The following is a 17,431-nucleotide window of genomic DNA, read 5'->3' as shown; positions in this document are numbered from 1 at the left end:
TGCCCGCAAAACCGCGCGCCGTCCCCGGAACGTCACACGCCACTTGCACTCTTATGCGCAAGGCTGGACGCTTGCCCATCAGCCCTTAACGGTTACAGGAGGTCAGCGGCACATGTACCACGGGGAACGATTCAACGCTTGGAGCCATTTGCTCGGTGCAGTCGCGGCGTGTATTGGCGCCGTATGGATGTTGGTAGTGGCAAGCCTGGACGGCAGCCCCTGGAAGATCGTCAGCGTGGCGATTTACGGCTTTACGCTGATGGTGCTGTACAGCGCGTCCACGGTGTACCACAGCGTGCGTGGGCGTCGAAAAGAGATCATGCAAAAGGTTGATCACTTTTCGATCTACCTGCTGATCGCCGGCAGTTACACGCCTTTCTGCCTGGTGACCTTGAGAGGGCCGTGGGGCTGGACGCTGTTTGGCATCGTGTGGGGGCTGGCGGTGATTGGCATCCTGCAGGAGATCAAGCCGCGCTCCGAGGCGCGCATCCTGTCGATCGTGATTTACGCGGTGATGGGCTGGATCGTGCTGGTGGCGGTCAAGCCGCTACTCGCCGCCTTGGGCACGGCGGGGTTTATCTGGTTGGCCTCGGGCGGGGTGTTGTACACCGTTGGCATCATCTTCTTTGCCCTGGAGGACCGTCTGCGGCATTCCCATGGGATCTGGCATTTGTTTGTGATCGGTGGGAGTTTGCTGCACTTCGTGGCGATCATGCATTACGTCCTATAAACGCTCCAGAAGCTCACGGGCTCGGTGGCCAAAAATCTGCAGCAGATTGGCCAGCATGTGCGGCGGTGGTTCATCTGCGCGGGTGAGGGCGTATAGGGTAATCGGCAGCGGCGGCGTGAGTGTGCGGATGCACGTGGTGGCTGTCGAGGCACCGAGGGCAGTAAAGGGGTCGATCACCGTCAGGCCGGCGCCGGACTCCACCATGGCGCGGGCCAGGGAGTAGGTTTGTACGGAGATTGTCACCCGCGGCGGTGGGTCGACGTTTTCCAGGTAGCTGTCGAGTTTCGCCGCCAGCGGATCGGCGCTGGAAAGACCAATCAATGCGGTGCCTGCCAGGTCCGCCAGGGGTAGCGGCTGGCTCAGCTCGGCGTCGGACCAATAGCCTTTGGATGCCAGCGCCACCAGCACACCGTTGGCCAGCACCTGCGTGGTCAAACCCGGATGCCCGGAGAAGTTGAGCGTCAGCGCCAGGTCGATTTCACGCATCAGCAGCTTTTGCACCAACTCGCGGCTGTGGTCGCTGGACAGCTCGCAGGCCATCTCCGGATAGTCGCGCTTCCATTCCAGAATCGCCGGTGGCAGCAACGAGAGGGCCAGCGCCGGGATCGCGCCAATGCGTACGCTCTGGCCTGGCGCACGGCGCAGACTCTTGGCCAGGCGCCGCACCCCTTGCAGGCTTTCGGTGACTTTCTCCACTTCGCTTTCCAGCGCCAGGGCTTCCGGGGTGGGCTGCAATTTGCCGCGTACCCGCAGGAACAGGGGGAAGCCCAGCTGCAATTCGGCGTGTTGCAACACCTTGGTCACTGCCGGTTGCGACACGTGCAGCAACTGCGCGGCGGCGCTGACGGAGCCGGTTTGGCGGATGGCCTGGAAGATTTCGATATGACGCAAGCGCATGGCAAGTCCATAACCTTTGTTTATAGGTGAGCCATCTTTATTCATTGTCGGCGGCCTGTCACCTGCCTCTAGGCTTGGGGCCTCTTGATTCAACGGCGGGTGGCGGCAATGGTGTGCATCATCGGGGGGGGAGTGATTGGTCTGGCCAGCGCCTATGCGTTGGTGCGTGCAGGTCATGAGGTGACGGTGATCGATGCGCGCCAGACCCTGGGCAGCGAGACCAGCTTTGCCAACGGTGGGCAGCTGTCTTATCGCTACGTCGCGCCACTGGCCGATGCCGGTGTGCCGCTGCAAGCCATTGGTTGGTTGTTGCGAGGAGACTCTCCCTTGAAGCTGCGCCCGCGTCTCGACCCGCAACAGTGGCGCTGGATGGCGGCGTTTCTCGGTGCCTGCCGTGGCTCGGTGAACAAACGCAATGCCGCTCACCTGCTGCGCCTGGCATCCCTGAGCCAGGACACCTTGCAACAGTGGCGTGACGAAGATCACCTGGATGGCTTCGATTGGCGGCGCAACGGCAAGCTGGTGACCTTTCGCAATGCCGGCTCTTTTGAACTGGCGCGCAGCAAGGTCGCCGATATCCTGCAACAGCAAGTGCTTTCGGGCGCCGATTGCGCACGCCTGGAACCCGCGCTGGCGGGCGGTGGTTTTGTCGGCGGGATCTACACGCCCAATGAGGAGGTCGGTGATTGTCATGCGTTCTGCCAGCAGTTGGCGGCGCGATTGGAAGCGTCGGGACGATGCCGCTTTTTGCTGGGTCGCAAGGTCACCGGCATTCGTCAGGCTGGCGGAGTGGTGCAGGCCATCGAGTTGGGCGATGAGGTCATGCCGGTCGAGCATCTGGTGCTGGCGGCCGGGTATCGCAGCGCCGAGTTGGGGGTGCCGTTGCCGCTGTACCCGCTCAAGGGCTACAGCCTCAGCGTGCCGATTGGCATGCAACATCAGGCGCCGAATGTGAGCATCACCGATTACGACCGCAAGATCGTCTACGCGCGTATTGGTGAGCAACTGCGGGTCGCGGCCATGGTGGATATCGTCGGCTTCGACGCCCGCCTTGAACCCAAGCGCCTTGCGTTGATGAAACGTCAGGCTCTGGAGACCTTTCCACTGGCGGGCGATTACACCCATGCGGTGGAGTGGGCCGGTATGCGCCCGGCCACCCCGACTGGCGTACCGCTGATTGGCGCCAGCACTTGCCGCAACCTGTGGCTGAACCTTGGCCACGGCGCTCTCGGTTTTACCCTGGCCTGCGGTAGCGGCCAACTGCTGGCCGAGCTGATCAGCCAGCGCGCCCCTTCCATTGATATGCAGGGCCTTGCGCCCCGCGCTGCATGAGGATGCACCGATGACCATCACCCGAATCAGCAGCAATGAACGCCTGAGTGGCGCGGCCATTTTCAAGGACCTGGTGTTTCTCTCGGGCCAAGTGCCCGGCGATGGCCAGGATGTGGCCACGCAGACCCGCGAAGTGCTGGCCAAGATCGATGCGCTGTTGGCCCAGGCGGGCAGCGACAAGGATCACCTGCTCAACGCGACGATTTACCTGAAAGACATCGGTGCAGGTTTTGCGCCGATGAACGACGAGTGGTCAGCCTGGCTGTCGCCCGGCATGGCGCCGACGCGCACCACCTTGCAAGCAGAACTGGCGCGACCGAGTGTGCTGGTGGAAATCAGTGTGATCGCAGTACGTCAATAACTTCAAAGACCAACGGAGAATAACAATGAAAAAGATCCTGTTGACCGGCTGCACCCTGGGGCTTTTGCTGGGCGCGCAGGCCCATGCGAATCAAGTGCCGCTGGACGGCACGCTGGGCAAGATCGCCAGCGCCAAGTCCATAACCTTGGGCTATCGCGATGCGTCGGTGCCGTTTTCCTACGTGGGGGATCACAGTGGCAAGCCCATGGGCTATTCGGTGGAGCTGGCGAACAAGATCGTCGAGCGCATCCAGCAGAAAACCGGGGTGGCCAAGCTCAATGTGAAGTACAACCTGGTGACGTCCCAGACCCGTATCCCCTTGGTGCAAAATGGCACCGTCGACCTGGAATGCGGCTCCACCGGCGTGACCGCCGAGCGGCAGAAGCAGGTGGCGTTTTCCTACGGGTTTATCTACGTGAAGGGGCAATTGCTCACGGCCAAGGACAGCGGCATCAAAGGCTTTCCCGACCTGGCAGGCAAGAACGTGGTGACCACCGCGGGCACCACCAACGAGCGCTTCCTCAAGAGTTACAACGCCGAGCACAAGACCAACATGTTCGTGATCAGCGCCAAGGACCACGGCGAAGCGTTCAAGATGCTCGAAACCGGCCGCGCTGTGGCGTTCTACATGGACGACGCGTTGCTCTACGGCGAGCGCGCCAAGGCCAAGGACCCACACAACTGGGTCGTGGTGGGCGAGGAGCAATCGCGGGAAATCTACAGTTGCATGGTGCGCAAGGACGACCCGCAGTTTCTGGCGGTGGTCAATGAAACACTCGCCGACCTGTACCGCAGTGGCGAGATCAACGGGATTTACCAGCGCTGGTTTGAACAGCCGATTCCGCCCAAGGGCCTGAACCTGGAATTCCCGATGACCAGCGAGTTGAAGGCGATCATTGCCAAGCCGGTCAGTGACCCGGTGGAATAAACCCTAGAAGTCGCCCCACAACTGTTGGGCGACTGCCAACGCCACCACCGGCGCCGTCTCGGTACGCAACACCCGCGGGCCGAGGCGGGCGGCGTGGTAGCCGGCGGCTTGGGCGCTGTCGACTTCATTATCGGTCAGCCCACCTTCAGGGCCGATCAGAAAGGCCAGGCTGGAAGGCTTGGCGTGACTGACCATCGGCTCGGCCACCGGGTGCAGCACCAGCTTCAAGTCCGCTTCGGTCTGTTTCAACCAGTCCGCCAGCAGCAGCGGTGGGTGAATCACCGGCACCGTGGAGCGCCCGCATTGCTCGCAGGCGCTGATCGCCACCTGGCGCCAGTGCAGCAGGCGTTTGTCGGCGCGTTCGTCCTTGAGGCGCACTTCGCAGCGCTCGCTGAAAATCGGCGTGATGGCGTTGACGCCCAGTTCGGTGGCTTTCTGAATCGCCCAATCCATGCGCTCGCCACGGGACAGGCCTTGGCCGAGGTGGATATGCAGCGGCGACTCGGTCTGGCCAGCGAAGCTTTCAGTGAGTTGCACGCTAACGCGTTTCTTGCCGACCTCCAGCAAGCTGCCCCGGAACTCCTGGCCGGAGCCGTCGAACAATTGCACGGCGTCACCTTCGCCCATGCGCAGTACACGACTGATGTAGTGCGCCTGGGCTTCCGGCAGTTCGTGATCGCCAATGCTCAGCGGGGTGTCGGTGAAAAAACGGGACAGTCTCATTTCTGTTCTCTGGAAAATGGGAGCGATGACAAATTCCTGTAGGAGCCTGCTTGCCGGCGATGGCGGCTGTAAGCTCGCTGCAAGGCGTAAAGGCCTCATCGCCGGCAAGCCGGCTCCCACAAAGGGGGCTAGCCTGGGTCGCGGAAATCGGGGTGGAAATTGTCTGGAACGGCGACGCTGACTTTGCTATTGGTGGCGATATCGATGCCTTCGCTGGCTACTTCGGCGAGGAAGTCGATCTGCTCCGGCGTAATCACATAGGGCGGCAAGAAGTACACGACGCTGCCCAGAGGCCGCAACAGTGCGCCGCGTTCCAAGGCGTGCTTGAACACCTTCAGGCCACGGCGTTCCTGCCAGGGGTAGGCGGTCTTGGTGGCCTTGTCCTGCACCATTTCGATAGCCAGCACCATGCCGGTCTGGCGCACTTCCGACACGTGCGGATGGTCCACCAGGTGCGCGGTGGCGGTGGCCATGCGCTGGGCCAGGGCCTTGTTGTTCTCGATGACGTTGTCTTCTTCGAAGATATCCAGGGTCGCCAATGCTGCCGCACACGCCAGCGGGTTGCCGGTGTAGCTGTGGGAGTGCAGGAAGGCGCGCAGGGTCGGGTAGTCGTCGTAGAACGCGTCGTACACGTCATCGGTGGTGACTACGGCGGCCAACGGCAGGTAACCGCCGGTGAGGGCCTTGGACAGGCACAGGAAGTCCGGGCGGATGCCGGCCTGCTCACAGGCGAACATGCTGCCGGTGCGACCGAAGCCTACGGCGATTTCGTCGTGTATCAAGTGCACGCCGTAGCGATCGCAGGCTTCGCGCAGCAATTTGAGATACACCGGGTGATACATGCGCATGCCGCCGGCACCCTGGATCAGCGGTTCGATGATCACGGCGGCGACGGTGTCGTGGTGCTCGGCGAGGGTCTGTTCCATCACCTGGGCCATCGTGCGCGAGTGGTCTTCCCAGCTCACGCCTTCGGGGCGCAGGTAGCAATCGGGGCTTGGCACTTTGATCGTGTCGAGCAGCAGCGCCTTGTAGGTCTCGGTGAACAGCGGCACGTCGCCCACCGACATCGCGGCGATGGTTTCGCCGTGGTAGCTGTTGGTCAGGGTGACGAAGCGCTTTTTATTCGGCAGGCCGCGGTTGAGCCAATAGTGGAAGCTCATCTTCAACGCGACTTCGATGCAGGACGAGCCGTTGTCGGCATAGAAGCAGCGGGTCAGGCCTTCAGGCGTCATTTGCACCAGGCGCTCGGACAGCTCGATCACCGGCTGGTGGCTGAAACCGGCGAGGATCACATGTTCCAGTTGGTCGACCTGGTCCTTGATGCGTTGGTTGATGCGCGGGTTGGCGTGGCCAAACACGTTGACCCACCAGGAACTGACGGCATCGAGGTAGCGCTTGCCTTCGAAGTCTTCCAGCCACACGCCTTCACCGCGTTTGATCGGGATCAGCGGCAGTTGCTGGTGGTCTTTCATCTGGGTGCAGGGATGCCACAGCACCGCAAGGTCGCGTTGCATCCACTGGTTGTTCAAGCCCATCGGTGATCTCCTCGAAGCGGTCCTGCGGCGGGCGCAGGTAAAACAATCGCGCAAGCCTATGCAATGCATGGCTGTGTCACAAGCCATTACCTATGAATTGACGGTAAAGGCAGGACGGTCTGTCACGTTTCTTCTGGATAGTCCTTAATCCGATGTTAATTTACGCTTCATACCCTCAAGATCGTATTTCTCGATATTTCAAAGCGAAATTTTCCGCTTTAATTCGATAGGTAAATCGCTAGTCTTGGGCGCACTACTACGGGATTAAGTACATGCAGTTACGCAATTCACCGGCCCGCTATGGTTGGGTCAGCATGGTTTTGCACTGGGGCGTGGCCCTGGTGGTGTTTGGCTTGTTCGCCCTGGGCCTGTGGATGGTCGGTCTTGACTATTACAGCGCCTGGCGCAAAGACGCGCCGGACTTGCACAAGAGCATTGGCATCACGCTGTTCGCCATCATGCTGGTGCGTATTGTCTGGCGCCTGGTGAGCCCGCCGCCGCCACCGCTGGCCAGCTACAGCCGCATGACCCGTATCGGCGCTGCCTTCGGCCACGGGTTCCTTTATCTCGGGTTGTTTGCCGTGATGATCGCCGGTTACCTGATTTCCACCGCAGACGGTGTCGGTATCCCGGTGTTTGGCCTGTTTGAGATTCCTGCTGTGGTTTCCGGACTACCGGACCAGGCAGATAACGCCGGCCTGGTGCATCTGTACCTCGCTTGGGTGTTGGTGGTCTTCGCCGGCTTGCACGGCGTGGCTGCGTTGAAACACCACTTTATCGATCGTGATGCGACCCTGGTTCGTATGCTGGGGCGCAAAGCCTGATGTTCAACCTCGACTCACAAGGAATAGAAAGCATGTTGAAAAAGACACTCGCTGCGCTGGCAATCGGTACTGCCCTGCTGTCTGCAGGTCAGGTGATGGCTGCTGACTACAAGATCGATAAAGAAGGCCAGCACGCCTTCATCGACTGGAAAATCAGCCACCTGGGCTACAGCTTCATCCACGGCACCTTCAAGGATTGGGATGGCACCTTCAGCTGGGATGCCGCCAAGCCTGAGGCCAGCAAAATCGCGGTCGACGTGAAAACCGCCAGCCTGTGGTCCAACCACGCCGAGCGTGACAAGCACATCGCCAGCAAAGACTTCCTGGACGTTGCCAAGTTCGCTGATGCCAAGTTCGTCTCCACCGCAGTCAAGTCCACCGGCGACAAAACCGCTGACGTGACCGGCGACCTGACCTTCCACGGCGTGACCAAGCCGGTGACCTTCAAGGCCACCTTCAACGGTGAGGGCAAAGACCCGTGGGGCGGCGAGCGCGCCGGCTTCAACGCCAAGACTACTGTCAACCTGAACGACTTCGGCATCAAAGGCCCAGGCCCGTCCTCGCAGACCGTGGATCTGGACATCTCGCTGGAAGGTGTGAAGACGAAGTAATGCTTCGTACGTAGGAGCCGGCTTGCCGGCGATGAGGCCCTTGAGGTTTGCAGTGACCCAATGACCGCTATCGCCGGCAAGCCGGCTCCTACAGTTTCAAAGCGCTAAAAAAATGCCCCGCATCTTTCGATGCGAGGCATTTTTTTTGGCGTTTTGAAACTAGCGGTTGCGCGTCAGCAACGCTGGTTTTTCACCACGAGGGCGGCCTGGCAGTTGATCCAACTGCTCGGGTGTCGGGAAGCGGTCAGCCTTCGACTCCTTGTGGATGATCTTTGGCGCCGGGCCACCGCGTGGGTTCTGCACGGCCGGTTCGGAGGAGCGAGGCTGGTCGTCACGGGCTGGGCGGCGGTTGTTGCTGCGCGAGTCTTCGCGGCGAGCCTGGCCGTCACGGGGTGCACCGTTACGCGGGCCGTTGCGCTTGGCAGGCGGCGTACCGGTGGTGCCGCCGCTGCTGTTGCGCGGGCCGTTCTGGCGACCGCCTTGTGGCTGGCCGCCACGTGGAGCGCCTGCGCCTGCACCCTGTGCCGGGGCACCTGGACGACGGCCACGGCCTTGGGCCGGTTTGGCCTGTGGCACGTAGTCAACGCGGTTACCGAAGTTATCCACATCGTCGTCGAGGAACTCGTCCGGAGCGCGGTCGGCAGCAGCGCGAGGTGGCTGGCTCGGCTGGCGCTGTTCGCGGGCCGGGGTGCCTTCACGGGGTTTCTGCTCACGGGCTGGGCGTTCGCCACGGCCGCTGGAGGCGGATTTTTCCTTGCCTTTGTCTTTGCCTTTGTCGCGACGACCGCCGCCACCACCGCCGCCGTTCGGGCCATCGCCCTTCGGACCGCGTGGGTTGCGCGGGTTGCGCACGTCCGGACGTTCGCGCGCTTCAGGCTTCTCAGCCTCAACGGCGCTGGCATCGAAGCCCATCAGGTCGCCGTCGGCGATTTTCTGCTTGGTCATGCGCTCGATGCTTTTCAGCAGTTTTTCTTCGTCCGGCGCAACCAGGGAGATGGCTTCACCCGAACGACCGGCACGGCCGGTGCGGCCGATACGGTGCACGTAATCTTCATCGACGTTCGGCAGCTCGAAGTTGACCACGTGCGGCAGTTGGTCGATATCCAGGCCGCGGGCGGCGATATCGGTGGCAACCAAGATGCGCACAGAGCCGGCCTTGAAGTCAGCCAGGGCCTTGGTGCGCGCGTTCTGGCTCTTGTTGCCGTGGATGGCGACGGCGGTGAGGCCGTGCTTGTCCAGGTACTCGGCCAGGCGGTTGGCGCCGTGCTTGGTACGGGTGAAGACCAACACCTGTTCCCACGCACCGGCGGTGATCAGGTGGGCCAGCAGCGCACGCTTGTGGCTGGCTGGCAGGCGGAAGACGCGTTGCTCGATGCGCTCGACCGTGGTGTTCGGCGGCGTGACTTCGATGCGTTCCGGGTTGTGCAGCAGCTTGCCGGCCAGGGCAGTGATGTCCTGGGAGAACGTGGCCGAGAACAGCAGGTTCTGGCGTTTGGCCGGCAGGCGGGCGAGGACTTTTTTCACGTCATGGACAAAGCCCATGTCGAGCATCCGGTCGGCTTCGTCCAGTACGAGGATTTCCACGTGGGACAGGTCGACGCTGCCTTGGCCGCACAGGTCGAGCAAACGACCCGGGCACGCGACCAGCACGTCCACGCCGCGGGACATGGCCTGAACCTGTGGGTTCATGCCGACGCCGCCGAAGATGCAGGCGCTGACGAACTTCAAATCGCGGGCATACAGCTTGAAGCTGTCGTGCACTTGGGCTGCGAGTTCGCGGGTGGGGGTCAGGACCAGTACGCGCGGTTGGCGCGGGCCGTGACGCTGGGATTTGTCCGGGTGACCATTGGGAAACAACCGCTCCAGAATCGGGAGGGCGAAGCCGCCGGTTTTACCAGTACCTGTCTGAGCCGCAACCATCAGGTCGCGACCTTGCAACACGGCGGGAATGGCCCGCTGTTGCACCGGAGTAGGCTCGGTATAGCCCGCTGCCTCGATGGCGCGGACTAAAGCCTCGGAGAGACCGAGGGAAGCAAAGGACATGAGTAATCCTGTTTTAGTTAGGGCTTGGCCCAAAGGGATAATCTTGCCGGGCGTGAATGACGCTTAGGGGAGCGAAATCCCGTCCGGTCCTGCTGCGTCTGGCGGGCACTCCACCGGCTCGCGCGGGCTGAAAGCTGCGCTGTAGCGGGGTTGGGTGCCTTTTTCAAGACCTCAGCGGCCGGGCGTGAGCCTGGCGGAAAGGCCGGAGTATAACAGAGCAATCACGGCGCGCTGCTTTCCTGCTGCTCAACGGTGTGTCCAGACCCCGTAATCGCTTGGATTCCACCATATTTGGCGCTCAAGACGCTATAGGCTGGTTCTTGTTTGAAGCGTTTGAGCTCGGCGGCAAAGCGCTGTACCAACAGGTCCATGCCCGCGCCACGGCGCACCGCGAGGAACTGCTGCTGGCGGCTGACCACCACGGGAGCCTGGCTGACCTTGCCTTCCAGGCCCAGCGCCTTGATCACATGCTGGCCCACCCGGCGGTCCGTGATCACCATGTCGATGCGCCCGAGCATCAATTTGCCGAAGTTGGCCTCATGACTGGGGGCAGGCTCGCGGTTGAACAGGGTGGAATCGCTGAATGCTGCGCCGTACAGATACCCCGGCGACGTACCGACAGTAAGGCCGCGCAGATCTTCGAGGCTTTGAACGGGGTGGGGGCGCTCATTGGCGTAGAACAGCACGAACTCCACCTCCGACAGCGGTTCGCTGGGGTACAGCAGCAAGGCGTCGCGCTCATGGCTGTGGAAAATATCCAGCGCCCCGTCGGCATTCCCTTGGTCGAGCATGGCCAGGCAGCGCTTCCAGGGCAGGAACTGCCATTGCACCTCAATGCCCAGGCGCTGGAATACGATGACGGTGGCTTCGTAGTCCAGGCCGCGCATGGTGCCTTTGTCGTCGTACACATAAGGCGCCCATGGCTCGGTGACAATACGCAGTTTCTCGCCATAAGCGGCCAGGCTCAGGCAAGTAAAGAGGGCGGCGGTCAACAACTTGAGAATGACGGGCATGCCCTGAGGTTACGATGCTCCTGCCCTAAAGAGAAGCTCTGGCACGCGCATCCGCAGGCGGGGCTATTGGGTCGGCGACGTCATCAAATGCTCATAGATCGCCGCGCGGCGTTCGCCGAGAATCAGGCGCACCACGGGGTTGGCGAACCAGTGTTCCAACTGGTGGGCTTCCAGCGGGCGTTTCTGGCGTTCTTCCAGGTTCTGTCGGGCTTTGTCCCACCAAACCGGGCCACAGGCTTGGTCGAATTCGTTCTCGTGCTCGTAGCAACCATAGAGAATTTCGCGGATGAACTGCTGCTGGTGTTTGGGCAATACCAGCGTGATCAGCTTGTACAGCAGGCGTTGCAGGCGGGGAGGGCGTGGCAGGTGTGAGGAGACCTGGCGAGTGTCGGCCAGTGCCAATGCGCTGGTCGGGGCTGACGCATGCTTGGCGATCCAGGCCTTGACCTTGGCGCGGAACAGTTGCTTGCGACTCCAGTAATGATGGATCAGGTCCGGGCATTCGCGCACGTTGACCGTGCGATAGGCCGCGATCGACAGGCAGAACTCTTCGAGGGTGTAGGCGCCTTGGGCATGGGGAAACAGTTCGTCCATCAGCTCGATGGAGCGATCAAGGATGTGCGCGTCCTGTTGCGTCAGGCCCATGACCCCGGAATTGAGGGTCATCATGTCATCGTCGGCCACACCCATATCCAACAGACGCTGGTGCAAGGCGGTGTAAAGGATACTTTCGTGGTTATCGCCGTACTTGGTGTAGAAGGCGTTGCACAACAGGGTGCCAGGCTGCACGCGCTCAAACAGGTCCATGGGTGAATGATGGAAGAAGGTGTCGGTGTCGATCAGCATGGCCACCGGGGACTCTTCCAGCACTTGGCGCAACACCACATGCTTGGTGCGGAAGTGATAGCCGTGGGGCTCGCTCCAGCGCTTGCGCGTGGCTTCGTCCAGCGGGCGTACGCGCACGGGTAAAAGGCGATAGGGCTCGGGGTTGTCGCTGAATACCTGGATATCCACGGCGGCGTCCGGGGTGTCCCGCAGGAAGGCCAGCGCACTGGCGATGCTGAACACCGCTTCCTGGTGGTAGGTCTCGGAGCCGAAGACCAGGTAGACCAGTTGTGGGCGGGAAGTCGTGGGCACTGTATTCATGGACTGCTGGGTTCCGTGGGCACGTAAAACGACGAAGGCCCTCGTAGAGACGAAGGCCTTGGCACAGTCGGACAAACTTCAGCGTGGCAGCTTGAGGTTGTTCCAGATGGCAAGGCTGGGTTCAGCCTGGTTCAGGGTATAGAAGTGCAACCCTGGCGCGCCACCTTGCAACAAATCTTCACACATAGTGCTGATGACCTGCTCGCCAAACGCCTGGATGCTCTTGACGTCGTCGCCATAGGCTTCCAGTTGTTTGCGCACCCAACGTGGGATCTCTGCACCGCAGGCGTCGGAGAAGCGCGCCAGCTTGCTGTAGTTGGTGATCGGCATGATGCCCGGCACGATCGGGATGTTCACGCCCATCGCCCGCACACGCTCGACGAAGTAGAAGTAGCTGTCGGCGTTGAAGAAGTACTGGGTGATCGCACTGTCGGCGCCGGCGTTGGCCTTGCGCACGAAATTCTGCAGATCGTCTTCGAAACTATGTGCCTGTGGGTGCATCTCCGGGTACGCCGCCACTTCGATATGGAAGTGGTCGCCGGTTTCTTCACGGATGAAGCTCACCAGGTCATTGGCGTGGCGCAGCTCACCGCTGGCCATACCCATACCGGACGGCAGGTCGCCGCGCAGGGCGACGATGCGCTTGATGCCGGCGGCCTTATATTGCGTCAGCAGGCCGCGCAGGTCGTCCTTGCTGTCGCCCACGCACGACAAGTGCGGAGCGGCGGGAACTTTGACTTGGCTTTCCAGCTGCAACACGGTGTTGATCGTGCGGTCACGGGTCGAGCCGCCGGCGCCGTAGGTGCAGGAAAAGAAGTCGGGGTTGTAGCTGGCCAACTGGGTGGCCGTGGCCATCAGTTTTTCATGCCCAGCATCGGTCTTGGTCGGGAAGAACTCGAAGCTGTAGCGACGATCTTGGGACATGGTCGTATCCTTGGAAACTCAAAACTGGAAGGCTTACACCGTCAATGTGGGAGCGGGCTTGCTCGCGAATGCGGTGGGTCAGTCATGATTGCTTCGACTGACACTCCGTATTCGCGAGCAAGCCCGCTCCCACACAAGCCCGCTCCGACAGGGAGAGAGCCGGTTACTTAGTAACGATAAGCGTGCGGCTTGAACGGACCTTCAACGGTCACGCCGATGTAGTCGGCCTGGGTCTTGGTCAGTTGAGTCACTACGCCGCCGAAGCCACGTACCATTTCCAGGGCCACTTCTTCGTCGAGTTTCTTCGGCAGTACTTCCACGGTCAGGCGCTCGGCCTTCTGGGCAGGCGACAGGTCGGCGTATTTCTGGCCGAACAGGAAGATCTGCGCCAGTACCTGGTTGGCGAACGAGCCGTCCATGATGCGGCTTGGGTGGCCAGTGGCGTTGCCCAGGTTAACCAGGCGGCCTTCAGCCAGCAGGATCAGGTAGTCATCGTTCTGCGGGTCGAAATCACCTGCGCCGGTACGGTGAACCTTGTGTACCTGTGGCTTCACTTCTTCCCATGCCCAGTTCTTGCGCATGAAAGCGGTGTCGATTTCGTTGTCGAAGTGGCCGATGTTGCAGACAACAGCACGCTTCTTCAGAGCTTTGAGCATGTTTGCGTCGCAAACATTCACGTTGCCGGTGGTGGTCACGATCAGGTCGATCTTGCCCAGCAGCGCCTTGTCGATGCTCGCTTCGGTGCCGTCGTTCTGGCCGTTGATGAACGGCGAAACCACTTCGAAACCGTCCATGCACGCTTGCATGGCGCAGATCGGGTCAACTTCGGAGACTTTAACGATCATGCCTTCCTGACGCAGGGACTGGGACGAACCCTTGCCCACGTCACCGTAGCCGATCACCAGGGCTTGCTTGCCCGACAGCAGGTGGTCGGTGCCGCGCTTGATGGCATCGTTCAGGCTGTGACGGCAGCCGTACTTGTTGTCGTTCTTGCTCTTGGTCACCGAGTCGTTGACGTTGATGGCCGGGATTTTCAGCTCGCCCTTGGCCAGCATGTCCAGCAGACGGTGTACGCCAGTGGTGGTTTCTTCGGTCACACCGTGGACGCGGTCCAGGATCTGCGGATACTTCTTGTGCAGCAGCTCGGTCAGGTCACCGCCGTCGTCGAGGATCATGTTGGCATCCCAAGGCGCGCCATCCTTGAGGATGGTTTGCTCCAGGCACCACTCGTACTCTTCTTCGGTCTCGCCTTTCCAGGCGAATACGGCGATACCGGCAGCAGCGATAGCGGCAGCGGCCTGGTCTTGAGTCGAGAAGATGTTGCAAGACGACCAACGTACTTCGGCACCCAGGGCAACCAGGGTTTCGATCAGCACGGCAGTCTGGATGGTCATGTGGATGCAGCCGAGGATCTTCGCGCCTTTGAGCGGCTGCTCAGCCGCGTACTTGCGGCGCAGACCCATCAGGGCAGGCATTTCGGATTCGGCGATAAAGGTTTCGCGACGGCCCCAGGCGGCGAGGGACATGTCGGCGACTTTGTAGTCGTTGAAATCTGCAGGCGTGTTTACTGCGCTCATGAAGAGCCTCCATTCGTAGTGTGCGAATGGGCGCCGTTGTGCGTTTAGTATCCAACTGGCTAACCAGGCCGGACAACGCCCCATCCGAGCCTGACAGGTTGAACCTGCTGCAGCGCCCCTCGGACAGGTGGCGGGAGAACGGTATCAACTAGAGATGACCGTTTTGAAACGGCGCCGATTATAGCTGTGTGCGCCAGACTTCCCAAGCCTTTCCGTCGGCCATATGAAGATCGCTGATGGGGTTGATAGGCAATGGCGCATAGAGCTTGGGCCCAGGCTCTGCCATGATGTTGCCCATCATTCGGCAAGACGCTTTGGAGTGACCATGAACTTCCACACCCGCAAATGGGTAAAACCCGAAGACCTCAACCCCAACGGCACTCTGTTCGGCGGCAGCCTGCTGCGCTGGATCGACGAAGAAGCCGCGATCTATGCCATTGTCCAACTGGGCAACCAGCGCGTGGTGACCAAGTACATTTCCGAAATCAACTTCGTCAGCGCCTCGCGCCAGGGCGACATCATCGAACTGGGCATTACGGCTACCGAATTTGGTCGCACTTCCATCACCCTGACCTGTGAAGTGCGCAACAAAATCACCCGCAAAAGCATCCTCACAGTAGAGAAGATGGTCTTCGTCAACCTGGGTGAAGACGGTTTGCCGGCGCCCCACGGTCGCACCGAGATCAGGTATGTGAAGGACCAATTCAAGGACGATAGCCTTCCCGAGTAAACCAGCAGCGGCCTGATTTGCTTTACCAAATCATTCCGCGCGGATCTTTCCCGGGCGCTCTCATCACTCAGGACTACACCCTGTAGAGAGAGCCCGCGGATGAAAGTGTTTAACTCGATTGCCAAGACCCAACCCTCATTGACTGAAAGGGCGTATTCCACGACCCATCAAGCGGTCGGGGCGCCGCTGGTGGAGGGGGTTGGCGAGCGCAATGTGACACTCATGCGTGGTCAGCAGGGACGGGTAGACGTGTTTTTATCGGCACCCCCTGTCACCAGCTTGGTACTCAGTGGGGGTGGCGCCAAGGGCATTGCTTTCTCAGGGGTGGTGCGGGCACTTGAAGATGCCCAGAAGTTGCAAGGTATCCAATCGATCTCCGGCTCATCCGCCGGTGCGATTTCGGCGGCCTTGATTGCCAGTGGCATCGGCGCTGAAGCGTTCGACCGGTTGTCGGATGGTATAGATTTGCCCAGCCAGCTGAACAGCAAACACGCGGTGACGGCCTGGATGCAGGAAGCCAGTTCGACATTGGGCAAGCTTGTGGGGCGCTTGCCCGGCGCCGTCGGCAGTACCTCTCAGTTGTTGATGACCTTGCTGCCGCGCCTGCAGAGTGAGGCATTTCCCCTTGAGGAACTGGTCCGCAACGAGTCGCGCCGGTCGGTTCTGGGGCATATTGCGCAAACCCCTCGGGAAACCCGCTCGGCCGAAGTCATGCGCATTGCTGACAGGTTGAGTGCCGGTAGTGGCCCTACGTTTGGCGATCTCGAGGTGTTGAACCGACACATTCCCGCAATCAAGCTACTCAACATCACCGGCACCGGCATGTTCGCTGGCCGTCCACAGTTGGTGGTGTTCAATGCCAGCCTGACCCCGCAGATGGACATCGCCCGGGCGGCGCATATTTCCGGTTCGTTGCCAGTGGTGTTCAAAAGCCCGGTGGAACAAGGGCACGGTTTTCAGGCTTCAGCTGAAAGCACCGCGTTCAAGGACGGTGGCTTGCTGCTCAATACCCCGGCTCCAGGGGTGGTGGATCGGGTGTTTCCCGAGAGCCCTCTGGCCAAGTCTGAGTCGCTGATCGTCAAGTTCGAGTCCGACGCACCTGATACGCGAGCGCGCAGTGGCAGTTTTCTCGGCAGTGTGACAGATCGCATCACAGGCGTTGCGCATACGGCTGCTGGAGCCTTCCAAGACAAAAAGCTCGAGGCGTTCGCCGAGCAGATCGTGACATTGCCCCTGAAGACCGAAAAAGGCGATTTTCGAGGGCTGCTCACGGGCACGGTCAACTTCACGATGCAGGATGAGCAGAAGCAACATCTGCAAGCGAAGGCGCGCCAGGTGGTAGATGCGCATTTGGAGCGCCGCACCACGGCACTGGAGCAGCACTCGTTCCAGTCGCTGAGTGATGCGGTGTTGGCCATGGATGATGCAATGCTTGCCAGCGTGCAGCCAGCGCTGCAAAAAGACCCGGCCGCCTCGGATGTGCTGATGTTTCGGAAAACCGCGCAACAGGCGTTGCAAGTACTGGATGCCTCGATTGCCGAGGCTAACCAGGCAAAGGGCGCGCTGGTGCTCACGCCGAGAATCTTATCGTCCCTGCGTAATCTCGATGCCCTGGCCCAGCGTCCTGAGCAAATTGATTGGTTGGCGCGACGCCTCAACGTCGCCAATCAACCCAACTTTCAGCAGTTGCTGCAAGTGGCGGCGAGGCAGATCGCAGGCGGTGCATTGCCGATATCCAAGGTCATTGGCAGTGCTGTCGCTGAGATGAGCGTGCGTGATATTGCGATAAAAGCTGAAAACTTTACGCGGGAGGTGATCTACCCGTCGCTGTTTCGACCCGGCCAGCCCAAATCCAATGTTGAACTGTTGCACCGTGCGGCTCAGGACCTGGCATGGGCCACCACCCCCGCCGCATTCAAGCGGGTACTCGACACCCTCGCTGACAGTTACAAGGCGCGTAACAAACCCTGGGACAAGGCCTTCCGTTCAACCACCGTGGAGATGGCCAAGGCCTGGAGGTTGCAGGTTTAGTTGCCTGGCCACTGAACAGCCATCGC

General features: G+C 60.8%; 16 protein-coding genes and 1 riboswitch. Of the genes, 8 read left to right on the top strand and 8 right to left on the bottom strand.

Annotation, left to right across the window (positions count from 1 at the left end):
* Positions 1 to 112: 112 nt before the first annotated feature.
* The gene (trhA, locus tag U367_RS0119685) at positions 113 to 730 is read left to right on the top strand and encodes a PAQR family membrane homeostasis protein TrhA (RefSeq protein WP_010207192.1); all 618 of its coding nucleotides are present in this window, start codon (positions 113 to 115) and stop codon (positions 728 to 730) included.
* Here the strand turns inward: trhA and U367_RS0119680 are convergent.
* Entirely contained in the window at positions 725 to 1,627 is a 903-nt protein-coding gene (locus U367_RS0119680) for a LysR family transcriptional regulator (RefSeq protein WP_028618282.1), read from the bottom strand. The two genes, trhA and U367_RS0119680, sit on opposite strands and share 6 nt — an antisense overlap.
* A gap of 99 nt (positions 1,628 to 1,726) precedes the next feature.
* On the opposite strand from U367_RS0119680, the gene U367_RS0119675 reads away from it, so the two are divergent.
* From U367_RS0119675 to U367_RS0119665, 3 genes are read left to right on the top strand one after another with little or no spacing between them, the layout of a single operon-like run.
* Complete coding sequence (locus tag U367_RS0119675) at positions 1,727 to 2,959, top strand: D-amino acid dehydrogenase (protein ID WP_028618281.1); 1,233 nt, start codon at positions 1,727 to 1,729, stop codon at positions 2,957 to 2,959.
* 10 nt (positions 2,960 to 2,969) lie between these two features.
* Positions 2,970 to 3,320 carry a RidA family protein gene (locus tag U367_RS0119670; protein ID WP_028618280.1) on the top strand — a complete coding sequence of 117 codons (351 nt, stop codon included), beginning with the start codon at positions 2,970 to 2,972 and terminating at the stop codon, positions 3,318 to 3,320.
* Positions 3,321 to 3,345: 25 nt separating this feature from the next.
* The gene (locus U367_RS0119665; protein ID WP_028618279.1) at positions 3,346 to 4,248 is read left to right on the top strand and encodes a transporter substrate-binding domain-containing protein; all 903 of its coding nucleotides are present in this window, start codon (positions 3,346 to 3,348) and stop codon (positions 4,246 to 4,248) included.
* A 3-nt stretch (positions 4,249 to 4,251) separates the two neighbouring features.
* Here U367_RS0119665 and U367_RS0119660 read toward each other — a convergent pair whose 3' ends face one another.
* Together U367_RS0119660 and U367_RS0119655 are read right to left on the bottom strand one after the other, a co-directional pair.
* Entirely contained in the window at positions 4,252 to 4,971 is a 720-nt protein-coding gene (locus U367_RS0119660) for a 16S rRNA (uracil(1498)-N(3))-methyltransferase (RefSeq protein WP_028618278.1), read from the bottom strand.
* Positions 4,972 to 5,099: 128 nt separating this feature from the next.
* Positions 5,100 to 6,506 (bottom strand): adenosylmethionine--8-amino-7-oxononanoate transaminase, encoded by a 1,407-nt coding sequence (locus U367_RS0119655; RefSeq protein WP_028618277.1) that lies wholly within the window; start codon positions 6,504 to 6,506, stop codon positions 5,100 to 5,102.
* A gap of 272 nt (positions 6,507 to 6,778) precedes the next feature.
* On the opposite strand from U367_RS0119655, the gene U367_RS0119650 reads away from it, so the two are divergent.
* Together U367_RS0119650 and U367_RS0119645 are read left to right on the top strand one after the other, a co-directional pair.
* Complete coding sequence (locus U367_RS0119650) at positions 6,779 to 7,330, top strand: cytochrome b (protein ID WP_028618276.1); 552 nt, start codon at positions 6,779 to 6,781, stop codon at positions 7,328 to 7,330.
* A 32-nt stretch (positions 7,331 to 7,362) separates the two neighbouring features.
* Positions 7,363 to 7,941: a YceI family protein gene (locus tag U367_RS0119645; protein WP_028618275.1), complete on the top strand. Its 579-nt coding sequence runs from the start codon at positions 7,363 to 7,365 to the stop codon at positions 7,939 to 7,941.
* 159 nt (positions 7,942 to 8,100) lie between these two features.
* On the opposite strand, the gene U367_RS0119640 is transcribed toward U367_RS0119645, so the two are convergent.
* The 5 genes from U367_RS0119640 to ahcY form a co-directional block, all read right to left on the bottom strand.
* Positions 8,101 to 9,984, bottom strand: a complete 1,884-nt coding sequence (locus tag U367_RS0119640; RefSeq protein WP_028618274.1) for a DEAD/DEAH box helicase — start codon at positions 9,982 to 9,984, stop codon at positions 8,101 to 8,103.
* Between the two features lie 221 nt (positions 9,985 to 10,205).
* Positions 10,206 to 10,997, bottom strand: a complete 792-nt coding sequence (locus tag U367_RS0119635) for a substrate-binding periplasmic protein (protein ID WP_028618273.1) — start codon at positions 10,995 to 10,997, stop codon at positions 10,206 to 10,208.
* Between the two features lie 63 nt (positions 10,998 to 11,060).
* Positions 11,061 to 12,143, bottom strand: coding sequence for a hypothetical protein (locus tag U367_RS0119630; RefSeq protein ID WP_028618272.1), 1,083 nt, complete (start codon positions 12,141 to 12,143; stop codon positions 11,061 to 11,063).
* 78 nt (positions 12,144 to 12,221) lie between these two features.
* Positions 12,222 to 13,067, bottom strand: a complete 846-nt coding sequence (gene metF / locus U367_RS0119625; protein WP_028618271.1) for a methylenetetrahydrofolate reductase [NAD(P)H] — start codon at positions 13,065 to 13,067, stop codon at positions 12,222 to 12,224.
* Between the two features lie 167 nt (positions 13,068 to 13,234).
* A complete protein-coding gene (gene ahcY / locus U367_RS0119620; RefSeq protein WP_016977735.1) occupies positions 13,235 to 14,644 on the bottom strand; it encodes an adenosylhomocysteinase in 1,410 nt (469 codons plus the stop codon).
* 21 nt (positions 14,645 to 14,665) lie between these two features.
* Positions 14,666 to 14,771: riboswitch (S-adenosyl-L-homocysteine riboswitch) on the bottom strand.
* Between the two features lie 198 nt (positions 14,772 to 14,969).
* Here ahcY and U367_RS0119610 point away from each other — a divergent pair.
* On the top strand, positions 14,970 to 15,374 hold the full coding sequence (locus tag U367_RS0119610) for an acyl-CoA thioesterase (RefSeq protein ID WP_010207175.1): 405 nt from the start codon (positions 14,970 to 14,972) through the stop codon (positions 15,372 to 15,374).
* A gap of 99 nt (positions 15,375 to 15,473) precedes the next feature.
* Complete coding sequence (locus tag U367_RS0119605) at positions 15,474 to 17,405, top strand: patatin-like phospholipase family protein (protein WP_028618270.1); 1,932 nt, start codon at positions 15,474 to 15,476, stop codon at positions 17,403 to 17,405.
* Positions 17,406 to 17,431: the final 26 nt, after the last annotated feature.

The organism is Pseudomonas canadensis, assembly GCF_000503215.1.
Lineage (GTDB): Bacteria > Pseudomonadota > Gammaproteobacteria > Pseudomonadales > Pseudomonadaceae > Aquipseudomonas > Aquipseudomonas canadensis.
Note: the sequence above shows the minus strand (reverse complement) of the source record. Positions and strands in the feature narration are given on the sequence as shown.